The 25,458-nt window shown below is 64.0% G+C and carries 24 protein-coding genes; 15 read left to right on the top strand and 9 right to left on the bottom strand.

The window, feature by feature from the left end:
• The first annotated feature begins 307 nt into the window (after positions 1-307).
• From BM052_RS02030 to BM052_RS02015, 4 genes are all read left to right on the top strand, one after another.
• A complete protein-coding gene (locus tag BM052_RS02030) occupies positions 308-1,135 on the top strand; it encodes a class I SAM-dependent methyltransferase (protein ID WP_091142593.1) in 828 nt (275 codons plus the stop codon).
• Positions 1,136-1,356: 221 nt separating this feature from the next.
• Entirely contained in the window at positions 1,357-2,358 is a 1,002-nt protein-coding gene (locus BM052_RS02025; RefSeq protein WP_091142591.1) for an NAD(P)H-dependent flavin oxidoreductase, read from the top strand.
• Positions 2,359-2,382: 24 nt separating this feature from the next.
• A complete protein-coding gene (locus BM052_RS02020) occupies positions 2,383-3,894 on the top strand; it encodes a class I adenylate-forming enzyme family protein (protein WP_091142589.1) in 1,512 nt (503 codons plus the stop codon).
• Between the two features lie 144 nt (positions 3,895-4,038).
• On the top strand, positions 4,039-5,292 hold the full coding sequence (locus BM052_RS02015; protein ID WP_091142587.1) for an FAS1-like dehydratase domain-containing protein: 1,254 nt from the start codon (positions 4,039-4,041) through the stop codon (positions 5,290-5,292).
• Between the two features lie 28 nt (positions 5,293-5,320).
• Here the strand turns inward: BM052_RS02015 and BM052_RS02010 are convergent, their stop codons facing one another.
• Positions 5,321-6,226: a crotonase/enoyl-CoA hydratase family protein gene (locus BM052_RS02010; protein WP_091142585.1), complete on the bottom strand. Its 906-nt coding sequence runs from the start codon at positions 6,224-6,226 to the stop codon at positions 5,321-5,323.
• Between the two features lie 194 nt (positions 6,227-6,420).
• Here BM052_RS02010 and BM052_RS02005 point away from each other — a divergent pair, with 194 nt between their 5' ends.
• Positions 6,421-7,425, top strand: a complete 1,005-nt coding sequence (locus tag BM052_RS02005) for an NAD(P)-dependent oxidoreductase (protein ID WP_091142583.1) — start codon at positions 6,421-6,423, stop codon at positions 7,423-7,425.
• Positions 7,426-7,441: 16 nt separating this feature from the next.
• Here BM052_RS02005 and BM052_RS02000 read toward each other — a convergent pair whose 3' ends face one another.
• Genes BM052_RS02000 through BM052_RS01990 form a run of 3 tightly spaced genes read right to left on the bottom strand, consistent with a single transcriptional unit; the run spans position 7,442 to position 10,072 of the window.
• Positions 7,442-8,242: an enoyl-CoA hydratase/isomerase family protein gene (locus BM052_RS02000; RefSeq protein ID WP_091142581.1), complete on the bottom strand. Its 801-nt coding sequence runs from the start codon at positions 8,240-8,242 to the stop codon at positions 7,442-7,444.
• A gap of 21 nt (positions 8,243-8,263) precedes the next feature.
• Entirely contained in the window at positions 8,264-9,181 is a 918-nt protein-coding gene (locus BM052_RS01995; RefSeq protein ID WP_091142579.1) for an LLM class F420-dependent oxidoreductase, read from the bottom strand.
• Between the two features lie 24 nt (positions 9,182-9,205).
• Positions 9,206-10,072 carry an SDR family NAD(P)-dependent oxidoreductase gene (locus tag BM052_RS01990; RefSeq protein WP_091142576.1) on the bottom strand — a complete coding sequence of 289 codons (867 nt, stop codon included), beginning with the start codon at positions 10,070-10,072 and terminating at the stop codon, positions 9,206-9,208.
• Between the two features lie 410 nt (positions 10,073-10,482).
• Here BM052_RS01990 and BM052_RS01980 point away from each other — a divergent pair, with 410 nt between their 5' ends.
• Positions 10,483-11,505, top strand: coding sequence for a phosphotriesterase family protein (locus tag BM052_RS01980; protein WP_091142572.1), 1,023 nt, complete (start codon positions 10,483-10,485; stop codon positions 11,503-11,505).
• 28 nt (positions 11,506-11,533) lie between these two features.
• On the opposite strand, the gene BM052_RS01975 is transcribed toward BM052_RS01980, so the two are convergent.
• The 4 genes from BM052_RS01975 to BM052_RS01960 form a co-directional block, all read right to left on the bottom strand.
• The gene (locus BM052_RS01975) at positions 11,534-12,808 is read right to left on the bottom strand and encodes an MFS transporter (RefSeq protein ID WP_177198280.1); all 1,275 of its coding nucleotides are present in this window, start codon (positions 12,806-12,808) and stop codon (positions 11,534-11,536) included.
• Positions 12,809-13,024: 216 nt separating this feature from the next.
• Positions 13,025-13,810 carry an SDR family NAD(P)-dependent oxidoreductase gene (locus BM052_RS01970; RefSeq protein ID WP_091142568.1) on the bottom strand — a complete coding sequence of 262 codons (786 nt, stop codon included), beginning with the start codon at positions 13,808-13,810 and terminating at the stop codon, positions 13,025-13,027.
• Positions 13,807-14,667 (bottom strand): TauD/TfdA dioxygenase family protein, encoded by an 861-nt coding sequence (locus tag BM052_RS01965; protein WP_091142565.1) that lies wholly within the window; start codon positions 14,665-14,667, stop codon positions 13,807-13,809. The genes BM052_RS01970 and BM052_RS01965 overlap by 4 nt, the downstream gene beginning before the upstream one ends.
• A gap of 45 nt (positions 14,668-14,712) precedes the next feature.
• Positions 14,713-15,528 (bottom strand): SDR family oxidoreductase, encoded by an 816-nt coding sequence (locus BM052_RS01960; RefSeq protein ID WP_091142563.1) that lies wholly within the window; start codon positions 15,526-15,528, stop codon positions 14,713-14,715.
• A 257-nt stretch (positions 15,529-15,785) separates the two neighbouring features.
• Between BM052_RS01960 and BM052_RS01955 the strand changes: the two genes are divergently transcribed.
• Complete coding sequence (locus BM052_RS01955) at positions 15,786-16,694, top strand: SDR family NAD(P)-dependent oxidoreductase (protein ID WP_177198279.1); 909 nt, start codon at positions 15,786-15,788, stop codon at positions 16,692-16,694.
• A gap of 5 nt (positions 16,695-16,699) precedes the next feature.
• Here the strand turns inward: BM052_RS01955 and BM052_RS01950 are convergent, their stop codons facing one another.
• Positions 16,700-17,938, bottom strand: coding sequence for an MFS transporter (locus tag BM052_RS01950; protein ID WP_091142559.1), 1,239 nt, complete (start codon positions 17,936-17,938; stop codon positions 16,700-16,702).
• A gap of 230 nt (positions 17,939-18,168) precedes the next feature.
• On the opposite strand from BM052_RS01950, the gene BM052_RS01945 reads away from it, so the two are divergent.
• The 8 genes from BM052_RS01945 (at position 18,169) to BM052_RS01910 (ending at position 25,432) form a co-directional block, all read left to right on the top strand.
• A complete protein-coding gene (locus BM052_RS01945; protein WP_218151500.1) occupies positions 18,169-18,882 on the top strand; it encodes a dienelactone hydrolase family protein in 714 nt (237 codons plus the stop codon).
• A 68-nt stretch (positions 18,883-18,950) separates the two neighbouring features.
• Complete coding sequence (locus BM052_RS01940; RefSeq protein WP_218151499.1) at positions 18,951-19,343, top strand: cupin domain-containing protein; 393 nt, start codon at positions 18,951-18,953, stop codon at positions 19,341-19,343.
• Positions 19,344-19,384: 41 nt separating this feature from the next.
• A complete protein-coding gene (locus BM052_RS01935; RefSeq protein WP_091142555.1) occupies positions 19,385-19,825 on the top strand; it encodes a nuclear transport factor 2 family protein in 441 nt (146 codons plus the stop codon).
• Entirely contained in the window at positions 19,822-21,123 is a 1,302-nt protein-coding gene (locus BM052_RS01930) for a CaiB/BaiF CoA transferase family protein (RefSeq protein ID WP_177198277.1), read from the top strand. The genes BM052_RS01935 and BM052_RS01930 overlap by 4 nt, the downstream gene beginning before the upstream one ends.
• 2 nt (positions 21,124-21,125) lie before the next feature.
• Positions 21,126-22,385 carry a CaiB/BaiF CoA transferase family protein gene (locus BM052_RS01925; protein WP_091142550.1) on the top strand — a complete coding sequence of 420 codons (1,260 nt, stop codon included), beginning with the start codon at positions 21,126-21,128 and terminating at the stop codon, positions 22,383-22,385.
• Between the two features lie 71 nt (positions 22,386-22,456).
• Positions 22,457-23,209, top strand: a complete 753-nt coding sequence (locus BM052_RS01920; RefSeq protein WP_091142548.1) for an SDR family NAD(P)-dependent oxidoreductase — start codon at positions 22,457-22,459, stop codon at positions 23,207-23,209.
• A gap of 220 nt (positions 23,210-23,429) precedes the next feature.
• Entirely contained in the window at positions 23,430-24,644 is a 1,215-nt protein-coding gene (locus BM052_RS01915) for a cytochrome P450 (RefSeq protein WP_091142546.1), read from the top strand.
• 470 nt (positions 24,645-25,114) lie between these two features.
• Positions 25,115-25,432: a 2Fe-2S iron-sulfur cluster-binding protein gene (locus BM052_RS01910; protein WP_091142544.1), complete on the top strand. Its 318-nt coding sequence runs from the start codon at positions 25,115-25,117 to the stop codon at positions 25,430-25,432.
• Positions 25,433-25,458 lie beyond the last annotated feature (26 nt).

The raw sequence follows: 25,458 nt of genomic DNA, 5'->3' as shown, positions 1-25,458 counted from the left end.
GAGGGCATGATTTTTCACATTTTTGTCGCGGGCGCTTCACGGGCAAAGGGCGAGAGCCTGCGGTTGACCGGGTGCTCGGGTTCTGGAACCTTGATCGCCGATCCATCATGGCAACGCAACGGAACCAGACTCCGATTCGTTCCATGTCACAAGCGCCGTGCGCCCTCGGGCAGAGGCATTGCGTTTGCCGGAATCGCAAAAGCAACTATGCAAAGCGGCAAGTTGTCATCGGCAGGGGCTTGAGCCTCGAAAGCGGACGAGTGTTCGCGCGGCCGGACCGAACCGCGAATATTGAGAGGAAATTGGGATGGCGTCGGCGCAGAAAATCGAATTGTCGGGCGTGCACCAGACGGCGCTGGCTTCGGCGGCGTTGCGCGGCGCGCATACTCTTTGCGGCGACGAACCCAAGATATTCCGTGACGAACTGGCGCTGCGACTGGCTGGAATGCCCGATGCCGATGCCGTGGCGATGATGGGCCGGGTATCGCCCGCAAGCGCATCGACCTGCATCCTGCGCAGCCGCTTTACCGAGGACCGGCTCGCTGCCGCCCGGGATCGGGTCAGCCAGTACGTCATTCTCGGTGCCGGGCTCGATTCCTTTGCCCTGCGGCAGGGCGATGGTCTCGGCGATCTCGCTGTCTACGAAGTCGAGGATCCGCCGTTCCAGGAATGGAAGCGCCAGCGGACCGCGGAGCTGGGGCTGACGGCGCCCGCCCAGTTGCACTACGTGCCGTGCGATTTCGAGGTGACGTCCCTGGAAGACGCGCTTGCCGCCAGCGATTTCGACCCGAACCAGCCCTGCTTCATCTCGTGGCTGGGCGTTACCCAGTATCTTACGCCCGACGCCGTCAAGGGGACCCTGGCCTGGGCCGCGGCGCGGCCGGCGGGCTCCGAGATCGTACTGACCTTCCTGGAGGAGAACGAACAGGCCCTGCACCTGCAGGCCGGGGTCATGTCCGGACTGGGAAGGCTGACTTATTTCTCGCCGGCGGAAATGACCGGTCTTCTGGAAAATGCCGGGTTCAGCCGGATCGAGCACCTCAGTGCCGATCGCGCCAACGAAATCTATTTCCGCGATCGCAAGGACGGCCTGATCGCCCCGCAGATCCAACGGCTGGTAAGCGCGATCGTTTGAGCCGGCGAATGAATTCCCATGAGGTCAGGCTAGTTACCCTGACCTCATGCGCTTGCTAGCCATTCATGCGGCGGGCATGTAAACGGACGATCCCCAGTTCGGAACATGCATGCGGCCACCGGCCCGACACGAGGCCAGCCCTACACGAGGAAAGTCGGGTTTTCGGCTGGCCGCGGTCTGCAAGGTGCCGGCAGTGCCGGGCAGCTTGCTGAGAGTTGAGAATGAGCCTCGATCCTGAAATTCGCGTCCGTCTGGTTCTCCCCGCCGTCTGTGCGCCGATGTACCGCGTGTCGAGCCCGGCGCTGGTGCGAGAGGCTTGCAAGGGCGGCCTCGTCGGCGCGCTGCCGCGCCAGAACGCGCGTGATCTGGAAACCTTCGATGCCTGGCTCACGGAAATCGAAGCGGCCCTGCGCGCGCATGCGGAGGAGAACCCTTCCGCCCGGATCGGCCCGATCGCGGTCAATCTCTCGCGTCTGCCCGAAGACCAGATGGCGGATCACCTTGCTGTATGCCGCAAGCACGGGGTGGAGATCATCATCAGCGCGATGGGCGATCCTACCGAGCTGATTCGCCGGGTTCATGACTGGGGCGGCAAGGTGTTCCACGATGTCACGACCATCCGCTTCGCGGAGAAGGCGATTGCCGCCGGTGCCGACGGGTTGACCTGCATCGGGTCGGGCGGCGGCGGTCATTCCGGACAGATCAGCCATCTCGCCTTCGTTCCGCGCGTGCGTGCGATGTTCGATGGCACGATCGTCATGGCCGGCTGCGTCAGCACCGGCGCGGCGATCCGCGCGGCGGAAATCCTGGGGGCGGACCTGGCCTATCTCGGCACGCGCTTCATTGCCACCGAGGAATCGAACGCGGCACCTGAATACAAGCAGATGCTGGTCAGCGAATCCGCGCGCGACCTGATCTTTACGCCAAGAGTGGCGGGAACGGCGGCGAACTGGCTGAAGGCATCGCTGGCGCGCGTCGGGCTCGATCCGGACAACCTGCCCAGGCCGGGGCCGGACGGACGGCGCGGCCACCTGCCCGAAGGCGCGCGGCCCTGGGCCACGATCTGGAGCGCGGGGCAGGGGATCGAACTGATCGACGACATTCCGCCCGCCGCGGAACTGATCCGCCGCCTTCGCCGCGAATATGTCGCCGCCTGCCAGGTCCCCGATATGGCGGATGTCGCCCGGCTGGTCGAACAGGCACACGAATTCAAGCCGGACTGACCGGCACAGCTTGCAGGGATTGTCATGAGCACTCTTTCCGAACAGATTCACGCCGTCCTCGCGCTCGATCCCGCTGCGCCGGCGATCGAATTCCACAAGGCATGGACCACCTGGGGCGAACTCGCCGCGATCATGGCGCAGATCGATTCGCTGCTGGAAGGCGCGGGACTGCCGGCGGGAACGCGCGTCGGCGTGATGATGCGCAACAACGTGCTCACGGCCGCCGCCTTGCTTGAAATCGTCGCTTCGGATCGCTGCATCGTCACGCTCAATGCCAACCTGCCCGACGAGCGCCTTGCCGCCGACATCATTGCCCAGAAGGTGCCGGTCGTTGTCGGCATGGCACGCGACTGGGAACGAGAGCCGGTTCGCGCGGCGGTGGCCGGCAATGGCTGCGCCGGCATCATGCTGGGCGGGCCTTCGGGCGCCCCGGCGGAAATGGTGGCGGGGCTGGAACAGGCGAGCGGCGCGGACTTGCTTCGGTCGTCGCCCGGTATCGTCATCGAGATGCTGTCGAGCGGCACCACCGGCACGCCCAAGCGCATCCCGCTCAAGGCGACGTCCTTCGCGCAAGGCATCGACGAGGCGGGCGTGTTCGAGGGTCGCGGCCCCGGCGAGCCGCCTCGCCTGCGGCGCGGGGTGCTGCTGGTCTGCGGACCCTTCACCCATCTCAGCGGCGTGTTCAACGTCGTGAACTGCGTGGCCTCGGGCCGTCAGATGTGCCTGCTGGAGCGCTTCACGGTAGACGATTGGGTCGATGCGGTGCGCCGCCACAAGCTCAAGGTCGCCTGGGCGCCGCCTTCGGGCCTGCGCATGATTCTCGATGCCGGGGTGCCCAAGGCAGATCTCGAAAGCCTGGTCACGCTGCGCACCGGCACGGCGCCGGTCGATCCGAAGCTGGCCGAGGATCTCTACGACCGCTACGAACTGCCGTTGCTCCAGAACTACGGCGCGACCGAATTCGCCGGTGCCATCGCCGGCTGGACCCTTGCGGAATACAAGGAACGCTTCGCCGAGAAGAAGGGTGCGGTGGGCAAGATCAACCGGGGCGTCAAGGCGCGGATCGTCGATCCCGAGACGGGTGCCGAGCTGCCGTTCGGCGAAGTCGGACTGCTGGAGCTGCGTTCCGCCCAGCTTGGCGACGAGGCCGCCTGGGTACGCACCTCGGACCTCGCGGTGCTCGATGCCGACGATTACCTGTGGATCAAGGGACGCCACGACAACGCCATCATTCGCGGCGGCTTCAAGGTCCAGCCCGACGACGTCGTGCGGGCGATGGAATCGCACCCCGCCATTCGCGAGGCCTGCGTCGTCGGCTTGCCGGACGAGCGGCTGGGGCAGGTGCCCGCCGCAGCCTATGTCCTGCGCCGCGACGCGGCCGATCCGAGCGCGGAGGAGTTGCAGGCCTTTCTCAAGCAGAACCTGCTGGCCTACCAGGTGCCGGTCCGCTTCCTGCGGCTTGACGAATTTCCGCGCACACCGTCGATGAAAGTCAGCCAGCCGGAGCTCAAGGCCTTGTTCGGCGTTCCCGCCTGAGACCATCGCGGATGCGATGGCGGCGGGCGCGGGAACGTTCGCGTGTCTTGAATTTATATCGCTAGCGTTTTGGATGATTTAAGCGTATGCCGTGACCAAGGCCGGACCACCGGCGCAGGCTCCTTGATTGATCGGTTCAGTGAGATGACGACGGAAACCATTGAAAAGACAGATTCCACTTATGGCGTTCTGACCGAGGAAGGGATTGCCCGGCTGCGCCAGCGCGTGGGCGTGCAGTACAACAAGCCCACCCTGCCGCACAATTACGAGGTGACCATCGACGGTGTCAGGCACTTCGCCAACGGCTATGGGGACGGCAACCCGCTGTGGTGCGATCCCGAGTACGGCAAGTCGACTCGCTGGGACGGCCTGATCGCGCCGCCCAATTTCCTTTACACCATGGGTGAACAGGACGCCGCCAAGCTGACGCCGGAACTCAAGGCGCTGCTCAAGGGCGATCCCCTGGTCGGGCTTGGGTCCTACCAGGCGGAAATGTCGTTCGAATGGTGGCGGCCGCTGCGCCTGGGCGACAAGCTGAAGCGTCGTTCGGCGCTGGTCGGCGTGCAGGTGAACGAGAAGAGCTCGTTCGGCGGGCGCTCCGTCACTGAAATCCAGGGTTACATCTTTCGCAACCAGAATGACGAACTCGTCGCCATCCAGCGCGGATCGTGGATCCGGGTCGAACGCCATGCCTCCAAGGAGCGCAAGAAGGAATACGACCTGCCCAAGCCGTACAGCGACGAGGATCTGGAACGGATCGATGCGACCTACGAGGCGGAAACGCTGCGCGGGGCCGAGACTCGCTATTTCGAGGATGTCACGGTCGGCGAGGAATTGCAGACTATCGTGCGCGGCCCGCTGCGGGTCAGCGACCTGATCGTCTGGCACGTTGGCTGGGGCATGCAGCTCACGCCTCCCGGTGCGTTCCGCGAATCGTGGAAGATCCGCAAGAAGGTTCCCGGTTTCTATACCCGCAACCCGCTCAACGTGCCCGACACGGCGCAGCGGCTGCACTGGGAGAAGGACTGGGCCAACGAACTCGGTATCCCGCTGCCTTACGATTACGGCGGTCTGCGTGAAACCTTCCTCACCAACATCCTGACCAACTGGATGGGCGATGACGGCTGGCTGTGGAAGATGAGCTGCCAGCACCGCAAGTTCGTCTATCTCGGCGATACCTACTGGATCAAGGGCAAGGTCACCGACAAGAAGCAGGAAGGCGGCCGCAACGAGGTCCACCTCAATGTCTGGGTGGAAAACCACGCGGGAACGGTGGTGACGCCCGGCAATGCCGTGGTCCTGCTCCCGAGCCGCGAGGCCGCCGTCGAACTGCCGCGTCCGGCTGAAGAGGACATCGACCGGATGTTCGCGCACGAGGTTGCACAGCTCGCCGAATAAGGCGGGCGCCTCCGTTCAGTGCCTCCGTTCAGTAATAGTCGGGTTCGTCGAAGAAGGCGGCGAACTCGGCCCATTTTTGGCTGACCGCGTCCGGGAACCTGGCGTCTCGCTTCTCGAGAAAGCTCGTCACGCCTTCGAAGGCGTCACCCGAGCGGCCGCGTATCCAGACGGCGCGGCTGTCCATGCGATGCGCTTCCATCGGATGCTGCATGGCAAGCCCGGCCCACATCATCCGCCGCGTCATCGCGATGGAGACGGGCGCGCCATGCGCCGTCAGTTCGCGCGCCAGCGCGCGGGCGGCGGGGATCAGTTCGTCAGGTGCATGTATGCTGCGCAGCAATCCGGCCTTCAGCGCCTCGTCGGCGGGAACGATGCGGCCCGAATAGCACCATTCCAGCGCCTTGCCGATGCCGATCAGGCGCGGCAGGAACCAGCTCGATGCCGCTTCGGGCACGATGCCCCGGCGAGCGAAGACCAGGCCGAAACGCGCCTTGTCGCTGGCCAGGCGAAAGTCCATCGGCAGTGTCATCGTCGTGCCGACGCCGGCGGCGACGCCGTTGAAAGCGGCGATGATCGGCTTGCGCGAAGCGAATATCCGCAAGGCGATCAGGCCGCCGCCGTCGCGTGCGCCGGGGTGGGAATAGTCGACCGTGCCATCCGCGCGGAGGGGCGATCCCGCATCGCTCCACGCTGCGTCATCGCCAAAGTCGAAAGTTTCGCCCCCCGATGACAGGTCGGCTCCGACACAGAAGGAGCGCTCGCCCGCCCCGGTCACGATCACGGCGCGCACCGCGTCGTCGTCGTCGGTCACGTCGAACACGTCGAGCAGATCAAGCGTCATCTGCTTGTTCATCGCATTGAGGCCGTCGCCGCGGTCAAGCGTTATGGTGGCAATCCCTTCGGTCATGTCATAACGAATCGTTTCGTAACCCATGCCGTGCCTCCATTGCATTGCGCCGTCAGGTCGTAAGACTTTGTATCCAAAGCCTGTCCTTGCACGCTGTGACGGTCAACGATCACGTTTCACATGGCCAATGGTGAAAAACATCATTTTGATGCCGACCGAGTTGAGAAACTATCCGAGGGTACAAAGCGACCGGGATAATATTCAATTCGAGAGGAACGATTATGGACAAACCTTGCGTAGTCATTGCCAAGCCTGCCTACGATGTCTGGAAACCTTCATTCGACGCAGCCAACCTGCCAGTCCGCTATGCCTTGATCGAAAGTCCAGAGGTCGCCATTCTCGATGGCAAGGAAGTGGCGCCGGCTGATGTGCCCGCCAATGCGGTCTGGCTTACGATCGAGGCCCTGCGCGGCCCGCTGCGCCGCACGTTCAAGCATTTGCTGGAAACCGCGCCTGACCTGCAGTGGGTGCAATCGCTGGGTGCGGGAACCGATATACCGCTTCTTCAGGACGTGCTGAAGCGGGGCGCGCGCCTCACCACGGCGCATGTCAGCTCGATCTCCATCGCCGAATTCGTCATGCGCACCGTGCTGGAGCGCTTTCACCGCTCGGACGAGCGCCGGATGTCACGCGCCGCCAAGGAATATCCGCGCGACGACTTTCGCGAAATCTACCGCACGACATGGTTGATCTATGGCATGGGCGCCATTGGCAGCTGCATCGCGGAACGCGCGCGCGCCTTCGGGGCTCACGTCATCGGCGTGCGCCGCAACCCTACCGGCAATGAGCCGGTGGACGAGATGATCGCACCGTCCCAGGTCCTCGATACCCTGGGGCGAGCGGATGTCGTGGTCTTCTCGATGCCGAGCACGCCCGAAACGCAGAATATCGCCAATGCCGATTTTTTCGCGCGGATGAAGCCGGGATCGGTGTTCGTCAATATCGCGCGCGCCGCGTTGACGGACGAAGCGGCGCTACTTGCTTCGCTCGATAGCGGACATCTCGACTATGCGGTGCTCGATGTGCATTCGGTCGAGGAAGCCTGGCTCTATCGCAAGGAGCGAATGGACGACAGCCCGCTCTGGACTCATCCCAAGATCATGCTCAGCCCGCATGGCGCGGGGCATGGCGACGGGCGGCACGTGCGCATTACGGAGCTTTTCATCGACAACCTGCGGCGCTTTCTGGCCGGCGAGAATCCGTTGCCGGACGAAGCCTGGCTCTGATCCCCGCCGGTTTGAGTCAGCCGCCGCCCGCCGCCGCTTCACGCGCCTGGCGGGCGGCGCGCTGGGCGCGGAAAAGCTGGATGAACGCTTCGCGCTCGCGCGTGAGGATGACGTTCCAGTCCCCTTCGCCGGCGTTGTCGTAGATCAGCTGCCGGGTCAGGGAGACCTGCAGCAGCGAATGCTTGCCGATCTCCGACGCCAGTGCGATCGCTTCGGGCAGGGCATCGTCGGCCTCGGTCAAGCGGGTCAGCAGGCCCTTGGCGAGCGAGGCCTCGGCATCGAGCTTGGCCGAGGTCAGGCACATATCGATCGCCGCGCCGAAGCCCACGATCTGCGGCAGCAAGGCCGAAAAACCGAATTCGGGCATCGACCCGCGCGTCAGGAAGGGGAACGAGAAGCTCGCCGCGCGCGTGCCGATGCGGATGTCGACGGCGAGCACATGCGTTGCCCCAAGCCCGATCGCCGCGCCGTTGATCGCCGCGACCGTCGGCTTGGAGCGCTTCATCAGGTGGACCCAGCTGGTGTCGTTGGCCATGCCCATGGTGGCGACTGTCGGACGGATGCCGGTGACGGGGTCCTTGGGCTCGGGCTGGGCCTTGAGATCGATTCCGGCGCAGAATACCGGCCCCTTGTGCGCCAGCACGATGGCGCCGACGGCTTCCGAGGCATTCGCCCGCTCGACGGCGGCGACAAGCTCGCGATAGCTTTGGGTGTTCATCGCGTTGCGGCAATCGGCCCGGTCATAGGTTATGACCGCGACATTGCCCCGCTCCTCGTAGTGGAGGTGCTCAGGGGCGGCCTCGTTGCTTGTCGTCATATCGTCCTTACCCTGTTTCCGTCAGTCCAGCTTCGGCAGTACGTTCTCGCCGAAGTCGCGGGCAAGGTCGCACCATTTGGCCCGGCTTTCGGCGGAAATGCCCACGCCGACGCCAACGGCGCCCTTCGCGCGGAACGCACCGATCTGGTCGATGAATTCCTGCGGGCTGTAGCCTTCCTTAATCATGCCCGTGCCGGCGAAATACAGCTTCGGTGGAGTTTCACGGCCAACCTTCTCGCAGTGGGCATGCATATAGGCGAGCGCGGCATCCACATCTTCTTCTTCGGCGATGGAAGCCGTCCGGGCCATGCTGAGGACCGCGGCGGGAGCGAAGAACGGGTTCCAGGCATCGCCCAGTTCAACCGCGCGGCGGATCGCCATGCGGCTGTTGCCGCCGATCAGCAGCGGCGGATGAGGGGTCTGCACGGGCGCGGGGCGGATGCGGTTGCCGAGCGCGGTGTAGCCGGTGCCCTCGAACGTGAAGTCCTCGCCCGTCCAGGCCAGCTTCATGGCCTGAATGTATTCATCCATCAACGCGTTACGCGAATCGAAATCGACGCCCAAGGCCTTGTATTCAGCCTTGAGATAACCGGCGCCGATGCCAAGCGACACGCGGCCCTGCGAATAGGCATCGAGGCTGGAGACCGAACGCGCGGTGATGAACGGGTTGCGGTAGGGCAGGACAAGGATGCTGGTCTGCAGACGCAGCTTGGTGGTCACCGCCGCAAGCAGCGACAGCATGACGAAGGGATCCTGCGCATAGTGCCCGCCGCCATCCAGCCAGCGCGAACTCGGGGCCGGGTGATCGGTGACGGTGCCGGTGGTGAACCCTGCCTCTTCGAGCGCCTGGCCGACGTCGCGAACCGCGTCCATCGTATCGAATTCGCCAGGCTGGTTGATATTGTCGAAAGGCAGCGTGACGCTGACGGGAAAGACCATGTTCTTGTTCTCCGTGAAACGCTTCTAATTGGCTGGTGACAGGTCCGGCGGCAGCACCCATTTGCCGGCGCGGTCGCGGATCCATCCGCCCCCGGCCCAGGTGCCGCCATCGATCGGGATGATGGTGCCGGTTATATAGCTGGCAAGCGGCGAGGCCAGGAACGCGATCAGATCGCCGCATTCGCCGGCCGTGCCTTGCCGGCCGAGCGGAATGCGGCGACGGATCGTCTCTTGGCGCTCGGGCGAGGGTGCTGGCCAGCGCGCCGGATCGGCGGAGCCATCGAAGACGCCGTTCATGCCTGGCGTCGCCGTGCTGTCGGGAGCGATGGCGTTGACCCGGATTCCATGCTCGGCCAGCTCCAGCGCCAGGGTACGCGTCAGGTTGTTGATCCCCGCCTTGCAGGCGGCATAGACCGCATAGCCGGGGGCGGCACGGCTGGCCTCGATACTGGTGACCGCGATGATCGATCCGCCGCCGGCCGCGATCATGTGCGGGATCGCGGCGGAAGTCGCGGCAAGATTGCTGGTCAGGTTCATGTCGATATGACGCTGCCAGTTGCGGGGCTTCAACTCGGCGAAGGGGCGCCAGGTCACGCCCCCGGCATTGTTCACCAGCACGTCGAAGCGCCCGAAGTGAGCGGCGGTGGTTTCAACCGCGGCAGTGACGGCTTCCACGTCCATGACATTGCCGGAAATGCCGAGCGCGCGGCGGCCCATTCCCTCGACCAGTGCGACCACTTCGTCGCAGCGTTCGGGCACGACGTCGATCACCGCCACGTCGGCTCCCGCCCCGGCAAGCGAAAGCGCCGCCGCGCGCCCGATGCCGCCGCCGCCGCCGGTAACCAAGGCAACCTTGCCCTCTAGCGAGATCAGCGGTCCTGTACCTGTCATCGTCCCCTCGCTTCTTACCAATTTCCTAGCGGCCCAATTCCAAAGCGACCGCATGCTCACATGGCGCGCCCACCGCGCGACAAGCGCCCCCATCCAATCAAAACCCTAGGCCAAGGTGAGCCTTGGTTTAACCGGCAATTGGCCGCGCAGCCTGTGCAATAAGGAAGCCGCCTAGGAGAATTTGCCCCGGTCCGCCCGGCGCCGAGTGCGCCCGGGTTCCGGCAGCGCCAACCGGTCGCTCCGGCTTGCGCCCGCGTAGCGATATTGCCCGAAATCGGTATAAAACCAACCCCGGTCGTTGTAAGCTCCGATACGCGGCGCGGTATGGCGAATTTCGCCGCTGCGCCGCGGGATCAATGCGGCACGAAGTCCGAAATTTCGGCGGCGTTGTTCATCGGGAGAGCTGATGCATGACCGTCATTCAAACGGCCAGGGGACCGATCGCTGCAAGTGCTCTGGGGCGCGTGCTGGTCCATGAGCATGTTTTTTCCAACGACCTGGAATACACGCTCAACTACCGGCCCGATTTCGTTGAGGACCAGCAGATCGTCGAGGCCGCGAGGCGGCTCGATGCGGTCAAGGCTTGCGGGATCGATACGATCATGGATCTCACGGTTCTGGGCCTTGGCCGGAACGTCCCGAGCATCGTCGAGGTCGCCAAGCTTACGCAGGTCAACATCATCGTCGCGACCGGCTGCTACACCATCGATGACGTGCCAAGGCCGCTCGCCCAGGTCGGCCCCGGGCTCATGTTCGACCGGCCCGATCCGCTGCCCGACATGTTCGTGCGCGATATCGAGGAGGGAATTTACGGCACTCAGGTGAAAGCCGCCATTCTCAAGTGCGCGATCGATATGCCGGGCCTGCGGCCGGGGGTGGAACGCGTGATGCGTGCCGTCGGCAATGCCCATGTGCGGACCGGGGCACCGATCACCGTCCACACGGCTGCCCGTCAGGAAATGGGTCTGGTGGCGCAGCGGGTGCTGAAGGAGGAAGGGGTCGACCTGCGGGACGTCATCATCGGCCATTGCGGGGACACGACCGACATCGACTATCTCATGCGTCTGGCCGATGAGGGTTCGATCCTGGCGATGGACCGGTTCGGCATGAACACATTGCTGCCGCTAGAGAAGCGGGTGGCGACGATCGTGGAACTGGTCGGGCGAGGCTATGTCGATCGCCTGACGCTGTCGCACGATTGCTTCTGCTGGAGCGATTTCTTCCCATCGGAGGAAGACCGCGTGCGATATTTTCCCGAGCACAGCTATTGCTACATACCGCAGACTGCGGTGCCCGCCCTGCTCGAAGCCGGGATCACCCAGGATGAAGTCGATACGATGCAGATCGTCAATCCGCGCCGGCATTTCGAGGACGCCGCCCGCCGCTTCGCAGGCCGCGCGCGCAGTAGTGCTGCGGCGGCCGTCGAAGCATAGAAGAACTCCACGCGATGCGCAGCGCGCCTCAGGCCGCCGCGACCTTGCCTTCCACCGGAGCCGTATCGCCGCGTTCGGCATGATCGGTCGACCCGGCCGGTTCGTCCTCCATTTGCGGATTGCGTGGCAGGAACAGGAACAGCAGGCTGCCCAGCACTGCCAGTGCGCCGGTAACGCCCAGGAACGGTGCGTAGAATACGAAATACCGCAAAGTGATGCTGAGCATGACCGAGCCGAGCACGGCCGCGAGGGCGGTCGAGGTGGCGAGGATACTGTGGACGCTGCTGTAGATTTTCACCCCGAAGTTGCGCACCACCAGATAGGCGATCACGTCGCTTTCCGCACCGAGCGAAAGGCCGAAGGTAAGGACGGCGAAGAACACCACGGGGCGTGCGTCCAGCCCGGAGGCGATGATGAGCAAGCCGATGCCGGACAGCGCCAGGCCGATCGTCGCCACCAGCGGCGCCGGGAAGCGATCGAGCGCCACGCCGCTCACCAGCCGGCCGACGATCATCCCGACGGCATAGGAGGAAATCATGATCGAGGCGGATTTGCCCGAAGCGCCGTTTTCGGCGAGGATCAGGCTGAGCTGGCTCATCATGATCGACTGAGGCAGGTTGCACAGCAGGATGCCGGCGAACAGGATCCAGAAGGCCGAGGAACGGAAGATCATCCGATAATCCTCTTTCGCCCGCTTGGGCTTGGCCGCTTTCGCTTGCCCGTCCCGGCGCTCGGGCGGAAGCAGTACCATGGCCAGGATGCCGCTGATTGCGGTATAGATCGCCATTGCGATGTAGCCGGCGCGCCAGCCGTAATCGTCGACGAAATTGTTGAGTAGCGGTCCGCCCACGGCGACCGCCATGGCGGGCCCGGCAGCGGCGATGCCGAGTGCCAGTCCGCGTGCGCGCTTGAAATATTGCACCACGATCCGGCAATAGACCGGCGGCGTGGTTGTCGCGAGGATGGAGGCCTGGAGGGCGAACATGATCGCATAGGCCGCGAACGAGTCGATCCTGCTCAGTATGAAGTACGAGACCGGGGAGGCGATGACGCCGATCATGGCGGTCTTGCGGACGCCGAAGACGTCGGTCATCCGGCCGATCAACGGCAGCAGGAGCACTGCCCCCAGGGCAAGAATGCCGACCAGCGCCATGTCTTCCTTGGCCCAGCCGAACTCCGTGACCAGATAGGGGCCCATGATGCCGATGACGTAGCTGGACATCACAAGGCCACTCGAAAGACCGACGATGACCGAGGTAAGCGGGCGCCACTGGGTGCGTAGTTCGCCCAGATAGGAATTCATTTCGTACCTCTCCGCAAAATTGGGCCCCTGCATTTCCAAACTTGCCCGCCAAGCCGACAGTCTGGAGCAATTTTCAGCCCTCGACTACCGTCATTCGCGTGCCATGGGCCTTTCGCGCGAGTCATGAATTCCCCCCACGTCAGGGGGCATTCGCATGTCCCGCAAGGGCCAAGCGGGCAGGCGCTGCGCTGGGTTCTTGCGGGACACGGTTCCGGGTCAAAGGTCGGGTGCGTTCTGGAACAGTTCGTCGACCGGGCCGCCCGTGATGTCGAGCACGGTTCCAGTGATCCACGACGCCGCCGGCGAGGCGAGATAGAGCGCGGCATAGGCAATGTCTTCAGGGGTTCCCATCCGGCGCAGGCGCGTATGCTCGATGATCGTCTCGCGCATGCCCGGCGCGCGCGAATCGAAAACCTCGCGCAGGCCGGGGGTTTCCACCGCGGCGGGGGCAATGGCGTTGACGCGGATCTTGGGCCCGAGGTCGGCCGCCAGGAGCCGCGTGAACTGGGCCATCGCGCCCTTGGCGGTATGATGGGCCAGGTTCCCGCGCGTGTGGCGGTACGCACCGACCGACGTCATGTTGATGATCGAGGCGCCGGGGCGCTGAAGCATCGACGGTGCGGCCAGGCGCGCGAGTTCGAACGGCGCCACCACCATCAGCTGATAAGCCTGCTGCATGTGTTCCGCGCGCGTGTCCATGAACAACGGCGAACCGCCCGCGCCGGCATTGTTGACCAGCACGTCGATGCCGCCGAACTCGGCCACGGTCTTGTCTATCACCGCCGGTAGCTGGGCATTGTCATAGAGGTTGGCCGCGATCGGCAGGGCACGCCCGCCGGCCGCCCGGATTTCGGCGGCGACCGATTCGACTTGCTCCACGGTGCGCGCCGTCAGCGCGACGGCGGCGCCGGCTTCGGCATAGATCCGCGCGATGGCCGCGCCGATGCCACGTCCGCCACCGGTGATGATGGCGACTTTTCCTTCAAGCGAGAACATTTTCATTGGGCGGGCGCACTATAGACTGGACGTTGATCGGGACGAAGCTTGGGCATCGGGCTGGCGGCCTTTCGCAAGTGGCGGGTCGGCCCTTCGACCGTCACGGTCTTGCGGGAATGCTGCATGGCGATGTTGTCCCAGACCACGAAATCGCCTTCGCGCCATTCATGGTCCCACTGTGCTGTCGGGGCATAGAGATGATCGAACACCTGCTCCAGGATCGCTTCGCTTTCCTCATGCGAGAGGCCGACGATTTCCCGGGTCATCTGTTCGCAGGCATAGAGGACGGTCTCGCCCGTGCGCGGATGGCGCATGCCGAGCTTGGTGATCGCCGTCGGCGGATTGACGACCTCGGTGACGAGGACTTCGGAGAGATCGCCGCGCCGGACGACGCCGGCGGTGTGGAGAACCTCAAGCCCTTCGATCTGCTTGCGCAAGGCATCGGGCAGCGTTTTCCACGCATGGACGGCGCTGACGAAAGTGGTCGGCGCCGAGGGCTGCTCGACTTGCGCGCCATAGAGCGACAGCACTTCGAACGGCTGTTCGCACCACATGGTGTCCGAGTGGAACTGAAGACGGCCGAAGGGCGCCGCGGAATCGGGCCTGCGGTTGGAGACGTAGAACTTGTCCTCGGGCGGTGTCTCGCCGTCTTCGGCAAGGCCTTCCTTGCGGATCAGCATGCGCGACAGGGCGACCTGTTCGGCGTGGGTGAGATCGATGTCGCGGAAACGCAGCAGTCCGCGCGTATCGAACGCATGCCGCAAAAGGGTGCGGGTTTCATCGTCCAGCGGGGCCTTGGGGTCGAAACCTATGATTTCGGCGCCAAATGCCGGGGCCAGATCCTTGACCTCCAGGTGAGTCATGGCGTGATCCTCTAAATGTGGGTTCTTCAGTCCTGCGCGACAGGCTCAGGCGTTTTCGGGAATGCGGATCTTGCCGTTCCACGCGGTGGTCGGCAGGACGTTGGACATGCCGCCATCGACCAGCACGTCGCTTCCGGTCATGTATGAAGCTTCGTCCGAAGTCAGGAACGCGATCACGTTGGCGATGTCTTCGGGCGTGCCGCGCCGGCCGAGCGGGCAGGCATTAATCATGTCCAGCATCACCGGATGACCGTCGATTTCCTCGCGGCCCATCGGGGTATCGCTGATGCCGGGCGAAACCGAAAGAATGCGTCCGCCGCGCAGGCCCCATGCCTTGGCATGCCGGCGCGCCATGCGGTGAACCCCGCGCTTGGAAAGCTGGTAGCAAAGGCTGGGGGTGTCGACATCGAGAAATTCGGCCAGCCGATCGATCATGCCCGGTGCCAGCGGATCGTCGATCACCGCGAACATCGCGGGCGTATCGGGAACCATGTAGCCCGATTGCGACGCGGTCAGGATGCCGACCGTGCCCTCCTGGACGAGGGGTTCCGCAGCACGCACGATGCGCTCGAGCCCGACGAGGTTGACTTCGAGGATGCGCCGGCCCGGCGCCTGCGATCCCGATACGCCGGCGGTCACGACCAGGGCTTTGAGATCGCTCACTTCCGCCATCAGCGCGTCAATCTGCGCCTGGTTGGAGATGTCGCAGGCCATGGCCTTGATGTCGCCACCGATTTCGGCGGCGATCTTCTCGGCGCCTTCAAGATTGTAGTCGGCAACGATGAGCCTGCCGCGTGGCGCAAGCTTACGTGCTGTCGCGGCCCCCATGCCAGACGCGGCGCCGATCACGACATTGGTCATTCATTCATCCTTCCCTCTAGGCGCTCCCGCGCCGCGCATGTGCCGGCCGATCGGGACGTATCCTTGGCAAAAAATAGTAATCACTATGCGCGGAGTGTCAAGCCGCTCTATGATGCCGCTCGCACGGTCGCGGGCGATTCCCGGGTTCGGCCGTGCGGTTCACCTGCCGGCGAGCGTGCCACCGCCCGTTCGCCGGGTTCTTCGCCCCCCAGGGACGGGTGAACGATCAGACGGTCAAACGTAGGGAGATGGATGAAATGGCAGAATTGCGCTTCGATGGAAAGGTGGTGCTCGTAACTGGCGCGGGACGCGGGGCCGGGCGCTCGCATGCGCTCTCGCTGGCATCGCGCGGGGCGAAAGTGGTGGTCGCCGATCCTGGCGTGGCAATCGACGGCTCGGGTTTTTCGGCGGGCCCTGCCGACGAGGTGGCGAGCGAGATCAAGGCCGCGGGCGGGGAAGCGGTGGCTTGCTACGAATCCGTCAGCGAGGAACAGGGGGCCGCCGCCATGGTTCAGGCCGCGCTCGACAGCTTCGGGCGGCTCGATGCGGTGATAAACAATGCCGGTATCGCCAAGCCGGAGCGATTCGAAGTCCACACCGCCGATGAATTCCGGCGCATGATCGATGTCCATTACCTGGGCACGGTTTACGTCACCCAGGCCGCCTGGGGCCATTTCATGCAAAACGGCGGCGGACGAATCGTCAACACCGTGTCGGAAGGGGCGATGGGCACGCTGCCGATGATGACGGCCTATGGCGGCGCCAAGGGCGCGGTGATCGGCCTGACCCTGGCGCTCGCCGCCGAGGGGCCGAAGTATGGGATCAGCGTCAATGGCTTCGCGCCGCGTGTCGCCAGCCGCATGTCTTCGCCCACGGTGCTGGGGCATGTTCATGACTTGCCGCCCGAGCGCTTTTCACCGCTCGGCAATGTTTTCCCGCCGGAACTGTGTTCGCCCGCGGCGATCTATCTCGCGCATGAGGCTTGTCCGCTCAACGGGGCCATGCTCGTTTGCGGCGGCGGGCAGGTGATGCGCATGGGATTCAAGCAGAACCAGGGCCTCACCAGCGCGAACCTGACGGTCGAGGAAATCGCAGAAAATATCGCCAGTATCGCCGACATGGCCGAAGCCGCCGATGTCGAGGTGGGAATGGCCAGCCGCAGCTGACGTCTTCAGGAAGTCGATGCCGCGATCGCATGATCGGCGGCTTCGGCTTCCGGTGGCGCCGGCTTGGGCAGCAACAGGAAAAGCAGGCTGCCGGTCAGCGCCAGGATGCCGCTGACGACCAGAAACAGGCCATAGCCGCCGGTGCCCTTCAACGTCATGCTGAGCAGCAGCGAGCCGCCGGCGGAGCCCAGCGATATCGATGCCGCCATCAGCCCGAGCACGGTCCCGTAGATCCTGATCCCGAACGACCGCGCGACCAGGTAGCCGATCAGGTCGCCCTCCGCGCCGTAGGACAGGCCGATAAGCAATACGGCGCCGGTCAGCACCGCCGCGGCATCGAAGTTGGCCGCGATCAGGAACTGTCCGATCGGCGGCATGGCCATGACCACTGTCGCCACGACCGGCGCGGGGAAGCGATCGAGGGCAAGGCCGCAGGCGAATCGGCCCACCAGGATGCCGACGGCGAATATCGAGATCATGCCTGAAATCTGCTGCGGCGACACGTCGTAAGCCTGCAGCACGACGCCAAGCTGGGTATTGGTTATGAACTGCGAGACGTTGGACAAGGTAATGCCGGCGAACAAGATCCAGAACGCCGGCATGCGCACGAGCATCCTGTATGCACCTTCCGGCTTCCGCTTCGCCGGCGGGATCCGGGCAGGGGCCGCGCGGCGCGGCGGTACGAGAGCGATGGCGATGAAGCCGCCGATGGCGGTGAAAAACGCCAGCGCGATATATCCCGCGCGCCAGCCGTGCGCGGTGATGAAGTTGTTCAGCATGGGCCCCGCGACCGCGATGGTCACGGCTGGCCCCGATGCCGCGATCGCCAGCGCCATCCCGCGCGCGCCGTGGATATGCTGCACCACCGTGCGGGTGAAAACCGTCGATGTCGTGGTCATGCACAGCAGGTTCTGGATGACCACGACCGCGATATAGAACTGGAAGTCGCCCGACATGCGGCTCAGCGCCAGGAAGCTGATCGGGCCGGTGACGAATCCGACAAGGGCGGTGCGCCGCACGTCGAACCTGTCCACCAGCCGTCCGGCGATGGGAAGTCCCACAAGCGTCATCAGGCCTAGCATGCCGAGCAGGGCGAAGTCCGCCTTCGACCAGCCGAAGGCCCGAAGCAGATACGGCCCCATGATCGAATTGGTGAAGGCAAGGGCCGTGAAGCCGGTGCTCAGGCCGATCATCGCAGCAAGCAGCGGACGCCAGTTTGCCCGTAGTTCCTCGAAATAGGTCATGGCCTCTCCCGCCCGGAAGGTGCATTTCGCGCCGTCCAGGTGCGGACGGGCTTTTGGGGCACCTTTCTCGATCGCCTTTTTCGGGGCCGCGTTGGGATTTCGTCAAGCGATGTTCGTCAGGCGGCGAATGTTTAACTTGGCTCTTGACGGGCCGAGCATAGTGGCTGCTATAAGCACTGAAATAGTATGCACTATGTCACTCGCAAGTGAATGCAAGCAAGGGGATCGAGATGCCTGAAACCGTGGTTGTCGACAGCGCCGGCGCCGAGATGAAGCTTTACCAGGTCAAGCCCGAAGGGGCGGCCAAGGGCGCGGTGATCGTCATCCAGGAAGCGTTCGGCATTACCGATCATATCATGGATATCTGCGCGCGAATCGCGGCCGAAGGTTTCCTTGCCGTGGCGCCGCACGTATTTCACCGCAGCGGGGATCCGCTGATCTCCTACGAGAACATGAAGGACGTCATGCCTCACATCATGGCGCTCAACCGCACCGATGTCGAAGCGGATCTCACGGCCTGTTTCGACTATCTGGCCGGGCTGGGTTTTTCGGGCCGACAGGTTGGGATCATCGGCTTCTGCATGGGCGGAACGATCTCGTTCTTCGCGGGCGCGCAGTGGGAACTGGGCGCGGCGGTGACGTATTACGGGGGTGGTATCGTGCAGGGCCGTTTCGGCCTGCCGGCGATGCTGGAACTGGCGCCGACCCTCAAGTCGCCCTGGCAGGGCAATTTCGGCGATCTCGACCAGTCGATCCCCACTCCCGAAGTGGAACAGCTGCGCGAGGCGGCGGCCAAGGCCGGTGTGGCGACCGAGGTCAACCGCTATGCCGAGGCCGATCACGGCTTTCACTGCAATGACCGCAGTTCCTATCACGAAGCCTCGTCGAAGGAAGCTTGGCCGAAAACCGTGGCATTCCTCAAGAGTCACATCCAGGCCGGTTGAGGGCGATGCGGCGCCTGGTGCTCGGAGTCGACGAAGGCGGGCGATCCTGCATCGTCGAATCGGGCGCCGTGGCCACCAGCGCGATCGAGGGATTCGAGCGGGCGTCGATCGCGAGGCTCTTCGCGATCGACCAGAGCCCGCCGCCGCCGGTGGCAAAGGGGCTTGGCCGCTATCGGCCCGGCGTACTTCCGCCGGGGCATCTCGACTGGTATGTGATAGACCATGCACCGCGCGATGAGGATCTGCCGATGCCTCAGGCGAAAGACCTTCATTATCGCGACGTCGTCGATCTGATCCTGATCGTCGAGGGTAGCGCGCAGTTGGTGCTTGGTGATGGCGCGCATCAGGTGCGTTCGGGCGACTGCATCGTGATGGCCGGCACTGAACATGCTTTCAGGCCCGATGCCGGCGGCTGCCGTCTCATGGGCCTGGCCATTGGAGCACAGGTGGCGAAGAATTGAAAACATGAGCTGAAACAAGCGCAGGCTATCGGGAGAGAACGATGGACGATATCGAGGCGATCAAACGGGTCCAGGGCCAATATGGCAGGGCCGCCGACACCAGGAACTGGGACCTTCTAAGGCCGACCGTCACGGATGGTTTCCATTGCGATACCGGTGCCGGCGGCAAGGGCGCCACGACCGGGATCGAAGCCTTCATCGCCCGGGTCGGCACGAACCCGGCGGTGACCGTCCATCATGCGATGCTCCCGGAGATCGAGCTGACATCGCCCACCACGGCGACGGGTATCTGGGCGGTCCATCTTTTCGCCAAGACACCCGACGGCTCGTCGGTCGATGCCTATGGCCACTATCATAATACCTACGAGAAGCGGGGCGACGCCTGGCGGCTCAGCAGTCTCAGGCTTGAATGGCTGCATCGCGAAATACGCCCCGGGCAACCGGTCAAGACCAATCAAGCGGTGATGGGAGGAGCGGCATGAACACGGCGCAAGGTGTGATGGAGGCGGCGCAGGCCGCCGATGTTCCGCAGCCCCGATCGGGATCGAATGCGCTTTCGCACATTCGCATCTGCGATCTTACCGGCCTGCTCGCGGGTGCCGGGGCGACACGTTTCCTCGCCGCTTTCGGCGCGCAGGTCATCCGTGTCGAGCAGCCCGCGCACGAAAAGCACCGCTGGGACTTCCTGCGCGGCGGATTCTCCCCCGACGGCCAGCGTAGCGGCATCAATTTCGGCGGCAATTTCAACAACCACAACGTCGAGAAGCTGAGCATCACGCTCGACCTCAAGAGCGCGGAAGGCAAGGAACTGCTGGCGAAGCTGGTCGCCGTGTCCGACGTGGTGACTGAAAACTTCTCGGCGCATGTGATGGAGCGCCTGGGCTATGGCTACGACTGGCTGCGTTCGGTCAACGAACGGATCATCTACGTTTCCAACAGCGGCTTCGGCAAAAGCGGGCCCTATTCCGATTTCAAGTCGGTGGGACAAGTGGTCCAGGCGGTCAGCGGATTGAGCTTCGTTTCGGGCCTGCCGGACCAGCCCCCGGCCGGCTGGGGCTTTGCCTATATGGATCACCATGGCGCCTATATGATGGCCACCGCGGTGCTGGGTGCGATCATTGCCCGCAACCGCACGGGTCAGGGCCAGTGGATCGACTTTTCCTGCACCGAGGCGGGGATCGGCCTGGCCGGACCCGAACTGCTGGATTCGACCGTCAACGGCCGGCCCATGCGCCGCCCGGGCAAGCCCAATTCGAACAGTGACAATTTCCCGCCGATGGTGCCGCACGGCGTCTATCCGGCGGCGGGGAGCGACAACTGGGTCGCCATCGCCTGCCGCAGCGACGCGGACTGGCAGCGCCTTGCCGAGGCTATCGGCGAGTCCTGGGCGCTCGATCCGGTGCTGGGCGCGTTCACCGAACGCATGGCGCGCCGCGAGGAGATCGATGGCCGGCTTGGCGCATGGACCAGCGGATTGCAGCGCGAACAGGTCGAGGCGCTGGTGCGCTCGGCGGGTGTCCCCGTGGCCCAGGTGGCGCGGCCGGAAGACCGGATCGAAAAGGACCCCCGCACCCGGGCCTGGGGCTTGTGGCCGCAAGTCCAGCATGACGAGATCGGGGAAGTCCGCGTGGAGGGCATCCCGGTCCATATGTCGGAAACCGACTGGTCGATCGCCCGCGGGGCACCGTGCCTCGGACATGACAACGATTTTGTCTACGGCTCGCTGCTTGGCCTTTCGGTCGATGAGATCGCGGGCTTCAAAGCGCGGAAGGTGATCTGACCATGGCCGATGCAACACAGACGAAGACCGGCGCGGCGATGCCCGCGCTGCTTGGCGGTCTCAGGGTCGTCGAACTCGCCAGCGACCGTGCCGCCTATGCCGGCAAGCTGATGGGCGATCTGGGCGCCGACGTGATCGTGGTGGAAGCGCCGGGCGGACACGCCTCGCGCGGGTATGGGCCCTTCGTCGACGACAAGGCGGATCCCGATCGCTGCCTGTGGTGGTGGAACTACAATACCTCCAAGCGTAGCGTCGTACTCGATCTTGCCACCGAAGCAGGCCGCGCGGACTTCCGGCGCCTGGCCGGAAGCGCCGACATCGTGCTCGAAGGCGAGGATCCGGGCGTGCTGGATGCGCTGGGCATCGATCATACCCAGATCCGCGCCGATCTGCCGGGACTAGTGTGGGTATCGGTCACGCCGAACGGAAGGCGCTGCCCGGAGCTGCACGAGCCGACCACCGATCTTACCATATTGGCCGCCGGCGGCCTCGTATGGAACTGCGGCTATGACGATCACAGCCTGCCTCCCGTGCGCCCCAGCGGCGGCCATGCCCAGCACACGGCCAGCGCCTTTGCCGTCATGGGCGCTCTCACCGCGGTGGTTCACCGCGATGTCTCCGGCATTGGCCAGCATGTCGACGTCAGCATGCTGGCCGCCACCAATGTCACGACGGAGGTCAGTTCGGTCGATTTCCTCTATCGGCGCGCGACCAACCAGCGCCAGACCGGCCGTCATGCCAGCGAGCACAACACCATGGGCATCCAGACCATGACCGGCGACGGCGGCTATGCCAGCAACCCGCTGGGCCTGACCACCGCCGGCAATTACCAGGCGGTGCTGGACTGGCTGCGGGAACTGGGGCTGGAGGACCAATTCCCCGAGGCGTTCTTCCTGCAGATGGGGATCGATCGCGGCGGTGTTTCGTTGAAGGTGCTGGGCCAGGATGTCGAGGCGACGGAAATCTACCGCGCCGGGCGCGAGGCGCTGTACCTGATCGCTTCCCAGCTGACGACGCCCGAATTCTTCGTCCAGGCCCAGCAGCGGGGCATCGCCTGCGGCGCGGTCTATGCACCGGACGAGGCCCTGGCGGATGCGCATTTCCGCTTCCGAGGCTATCCGGTCGAAGTCGAGCATCCCGAGCTGGGCCGGTCGTTCACCTATCCGGGCCTGCCTTTCGCCGGAGAGGCGATCCCGCAGGCGATCAGGCGCGCCCCGCTGGTCGGCGAGCATACCGAGGAAGTGCTGGCTGAGCTGGAGTAGAGACGGTCACGAAGTAGGTACAAGGCACCCCTAAGGCACCCACAAAGGCCGGACATCGGGAGAGGAAGAAAGTGTCGAAGCTGGATGGAAAAGTGGCCGTCATCACCGGTGGGTCGACCGGAATCGGCCTGGCGACGGCCAAGCGATTCGTCGATGAAGACGCCCATGTCTTCATCACTGGTCGCCGGCAGGCGGAACTCGACAAGGCGCGGGACGAGATCGGCCGCAACGTCACGCCCGTCCAGGGCGATGTCGCGAACCTTGCGGACCTCGATCGGCTCTACGAGACCGTCCGGGCCGAAAAGGGCGTGGTCGACATCGTCTTCGCCAATGCCGGCGCGGTGGAGCATGTGCGGATCGATGCGATCACCGAAGAGCATTACGACCGGATCATGGGCGTCAACCTGAAGGGCGTGGTCTTCACCATCCAGAAGGCCTTGCCCCTGATGACGCGGGGCGGTTCGATCCTGGTCAACACCTCGATCGTCGGCATCTCGAAAAGCGTTACGTCGCTGGGTATCTATTCGGCCAGCAAGGCCGGCGCTCGCGGGCTGATCCGCGCCCTGGTGCCGGATCTCAGCGCCAGGGGGATTCGGGTGAACGCGCTGAGCCCGGGTTCCACCGACACGCCGATTTTCGATGGCCAGTTCGCCACCCAGACGATCGCCAACGCGGCGCGCGAAGCCGCTTTGGCGTTAACGCCGCTGAAGCGGATGGGCACTCCCGAAGAACTCGCCAACGCGGCCTTCTTCCTGACATCGGACGAATCGAGCTACATCACCGGCGTCGATCTGCAAGTGGATGGCGGCATGGCGCAAATCTGAAATCGCAGGGCGAACGTCACTTGTCTGTTGATATTCGCTCATTTATGGTATTCGAGATGCATATGACGGTCGAGTGTCAGATTCGGAGAGGCGCGTGTTCGCGGGCGGCGCATGGCGCGCAAGCCGGAGATCGCGGTGAAACGGTGTGGGGCCTTCATTCGCACGCAGCGTGAATTATGAACGTATATTTGGCGAGTTCCAACGAAATAGGAGACAGAAAATGGCAGAAGCTATTTTCACGGATGATGAAGTGAAGCAGAAGCCCGTTCATTGGGATCCTTATAATGTCACCTATTTTTCGAACCCTTATCCGGTTTTCCGCCGTCTGCGGGAAGAATCGCCAGTATATCATAACGAGGAGTTCGATTTTTACGCCTTGAGCCACTACGATGATTGTGTAAGCGTTCTGGGAAATCGGGATGACTTCATTTCATCGAAAGGCGGCGTGCTGGAGTTCATGAAGCAGCAGGCGAGCGCGCCCTCGGGCATGTTCATCTATGAGGATCCGCCGCTTCACACGATCCATCGCCGGCTGCTGTCGCGTATCTTCACGCCGAAGCGGATGGGCGCGCTCGAAACGGAAATCCGCGATTTCTGTGCCCAGGCGCTGGATCCGCTGGTCGGTGGCAAGGAGTTTGATTTCATCGTGCACCTCGGTACGGAAATGCCGATGCGGGTGATCGGCATGCTGCTGGGCATTCCAGAGGAACACCTCAAGGAAGCGCAGCGCGTGGTCGACGACAATATGCGGACCGAGCCGGGCCAGCCGCTTGCCGAATCGGGCAAGGGCATGACCGGCGAAGCCTATGCGGATTTTGTCGACGCGCGTATCAAGAACCCGACCGACGATTTGATGTCCGACCTGATCCGGGCGGAGTTCGAAGACGCCAACGGCGTGACCCGGACGCTGACCCGTGCCGAGATCCTCACCATGGTCGCGCTGTTGTTCGGCGCCGGCAATGAAACCACCAATCGCCTGATCGGCTGGACCGGCAAGCTGTTGTCCGAACATCCGGATCAGCGGCGTGCGATTCGCGAGGACATGAGCCTGATTCCCGATGCGATCGAGGAAGTCCTGCGCTACGAATCGCCGGGGCCGTACATCGGCCGCACTGCGGCGCGCGAAGTGGAATTCCACGGTGTGAAAGTGCCCGCCAACAGCATCGTCCTGTCGCTGGTCGCTTCGGCCAATCGCGACGAGCAGAAGTTCGTCGATGGCGACACGTTCAACATTCACCGCGCGCGGCACCCCCATCTGACGTTCGGTTACGGCTTCCACAATTGCCTTGGCAATGCGCTGGCGCGGGTCGAAGGGCGTATCGCGCTGGAGGAAGTGCTCAAGCGCTTCCCGGACTGGGAAGTCGACATGGACAGGGCGGAGATGTCCTCGACCGCGACCGTGCGGGGATGGGAAACCCTGCCCGCTCATATCTGATATCAACGGCTCAAAGGAATCGCTCGTCATTCCCGCGTAGGCTGGAACCCATCTCTCGAGCGACCGGCCTGACGCAAGGCCGGGAGATGGAACCCCGCTTTCGCGGGGATGACGAAGAGAGACCAGAAGTTAAGACCGTTGGTATGATATCAGATTTCGCAATACCAGATCTCTCGGACCGAGGTTCCTCTTCTCCCTTCGTCGTTGCGAGACGGCGAAACCGTCGAAGCAATCCAGGGCGGCACCAAAACGCCCTGAATTGCCACATCGCCTTCGGCGGTTCGCAACGACGAAAGGAAGGAGGACAAGAGTTCCGGTCAATGAGGTTTGGCATGACGCGCGGTTTTGAAGATGTCGCCGCGCCCTTCATCCGGGGGGCGGGGCAGGGCCTGTGCGGGCTGATGATATCACGCGATCCGTCGCCGGTTGCCGTCGAGACGCGCCGGTCAAACGCAAGGAATTGAGAGGCAATGCCAAAGATTACATTTATCGAAGCGGGGCAGGAGCATGGGCGGGTGGTCGATGCCGATGTCGGCATCAGCGTGATGGAGGCGGCCAGGAATGTCGGAATCGCGGGCATTGCCGCCGATTGCGGCGGCGCCTGCATTTGCGGCACCTGCCACGTTCACGTCGATGCCATGTGGCGTGATCGCGTCGGCCCGCCGACCGACATCGAAATCGCCACCATGGATTTCTCGGAAGACGTCCGGTCCGAAAGCCGCCTGTCCTGCCAGATCAAGGTCACCGAGGATCTCGACGGCCTCGTCCTGCGCGTCCCCGGGGCATAGTTTTCGCCTTCCCCGGGCCCGCCCCT

This window comes from Novosphingobium sp. CF614 (assembly GCF_900113255.1).
Lineage (GTDB): Bacteria > Pseudomonadota > Alphaproteobacteria > Sphingomonadales > Sphingomonadaceae > Novosphingobium.
The sequence above is the reverse complement of the archived record's forward strand: the minus strand, read 5'-3'. Positions and strand labels throughout refer to the sequence as shown.

What these genes read in the sequence shown, in the direction of transcription:
- BM052_RS02020 (WP_091142589.1), top strand. Translation starts at nt 2,383, where the DNA reads ATGAGCACTCTTTCCGAACAGATTCACGCCGTCCTCGCGCTCGATCCC.
- BM052_RS02015 (WP_091142587.1), top strand. Translation starts at nt 4,039, where the DNA reads ATGACGACGGAAACCATTGAAAAGACAGATTCCACTTATGGCGTTCTG.
- BM052_RS01910 (WP_091142544.1), top strand. Translation starts at nt 25,115, where the DNA reads ATGCCAAAGATTACATTTATCGAAGCGGGGCAGGAGCATGGGCGGGTG.
- BM052_RS01975 (WP_177198280.1), bottom strand. Translation starts at nt 12,808, where the DNA reads ATGAATTCCTATCTGGGCGAACTACGCACCCAGTGGCGCCCGCTTACC.
- BM052_RS01930 (WP_177198277.1), top strand. Translation starts at nt 19,822, where the DNA reads ATGAACACGGCGCAAGGTGTGATGGAGGCGGCGCAGGCCGCCGATGTT.
- BM052_RS02000 (WP_091142581.1), bottom strand. Translation starts at nt 8,242, where the DNA reads ATGACGACAAGCAACGAGGCCGCCCCTGAGCACCTCCACTACGAGGAG.
- BM052_RS01970 (WP_091142568.1), bottom strand. Translation starts at nt 13,810, where the DNA reads ATGAAAATGTTCTCGCTTGAAGGAAAAGTCGCCATCATCACCGGTGGC.
- BM052_RS01935 (WP_091142555.1), top strand. Translation starts at nt 19,385, where the DNA reads ATGGACGATATCGAGGCGATCAAACGGGTCCAGGGCCAATATGGCAGG.
- BM052_RS01995 (WP_091142579.1), bottom strand. Translation starts at nt 9,181, where the DNA reads ATGGTCTTTCCCGTCAGCGTCACGCTGCCTTTCGACAATATCAACCAG.
- BM052_RS02010 (WP_091142585.1), bottom strand. Translation starts at nt 6,226, where the DNA reads ATGGGTTACGAAACGATTCGTTATGACATGACCGAAGGGATTGCCACC.
- BM052_RS01960 (WP_091142563.1), bottom strand. Translation starts at nt 15,528, where the DNA reads ATGACCAATGTCGTGATCGGCGCCGCGTCTGGCATGGGGGCCGCGACA.
- BM052_RS01950 (WP_091142559.1), bottom strand. Translation starts at nt 17,938, where the DNA reads ATGACCTATTTCGAGGAACTACGGGCAAACTGGCGTCCGCTGCTTGCT.
- BM052_RS01915 (WP_091142546.1), top strand. Translation starts at nt 23,430, where the DNA reads ATGGCAGAAGCTATTTTCACGGATGATGAAGTGAAGCAGAAGCCCGTT.
- BM052_RS01945 (WP_218151500.1), top strand. Translation starts at nt 18,169, where the DNA reads ATGCCTGAAACCGTGGTTGTCGACAGCGCCGGCGCCGAGATGAAGCTT.
- BM052_RS01980 (WP_091142572.1), top strand. Translation starts at nt 10,483, where the DNA reads ATGACCGTCATTCAAACGGCCAGGGGACCGATCGCTGCAAGTGCTCTG.
- BM052_RS01925 (WP_091142550.1), top strand. Translation starts at nt 21,126, where the DNA reads ATGGCCGATGCAACACAGACGAAGACCGGCGCGGCGATGCCCGCGCTG.
- BM052_RS02030 (WP_091142593.1), top strand. Translation starts at nt 308, where the DNA reads ATGGCGTCGGCGCAGAAAATCGAATTGTCGGGCGTGCACCAGACGGCG.
- BM052_RS01990 (WP_091142576.1), bottom strand. Translation starts at nt 10,072, where the DNA reads ATGACAGGTACAGGACCGCTGATCTCGCTAGAGGGCAAGGTTGCCTTG.
- BM052_RS01955 (WP_177198279.1), top strand. Translation starts at nt 15,786, where the DNA reads ATGGCAGAATTGCGCTTCGATGGAAAGGTGGTGCTCGTAACTGGCGCG.
- BM052_RS02025 (WP_091142591.1), top strand. Translation starts at nt 1,357, where the DNA reads ATGAGCCTCGATCCTGAAATTCGCGTCCGTCTGGTTCTCCCCGCCGTC.
- BM052_RS01965 (WP_091142565.1), bottom strand. Translation starts at nt 14,667, where the DNA reads ATGACTCACCTGGAGGTCAAGGATCTGGCCCCGGCATTTGGCGCCGAA.
- BM052_RS02005 (WP_091142583.1), top strand. Translation starts at nt 6,421, where the DNA reads ATGGACAAACCTTGCGTAGTCATTGCCAAGCCTGCCTACGATGTCTGG.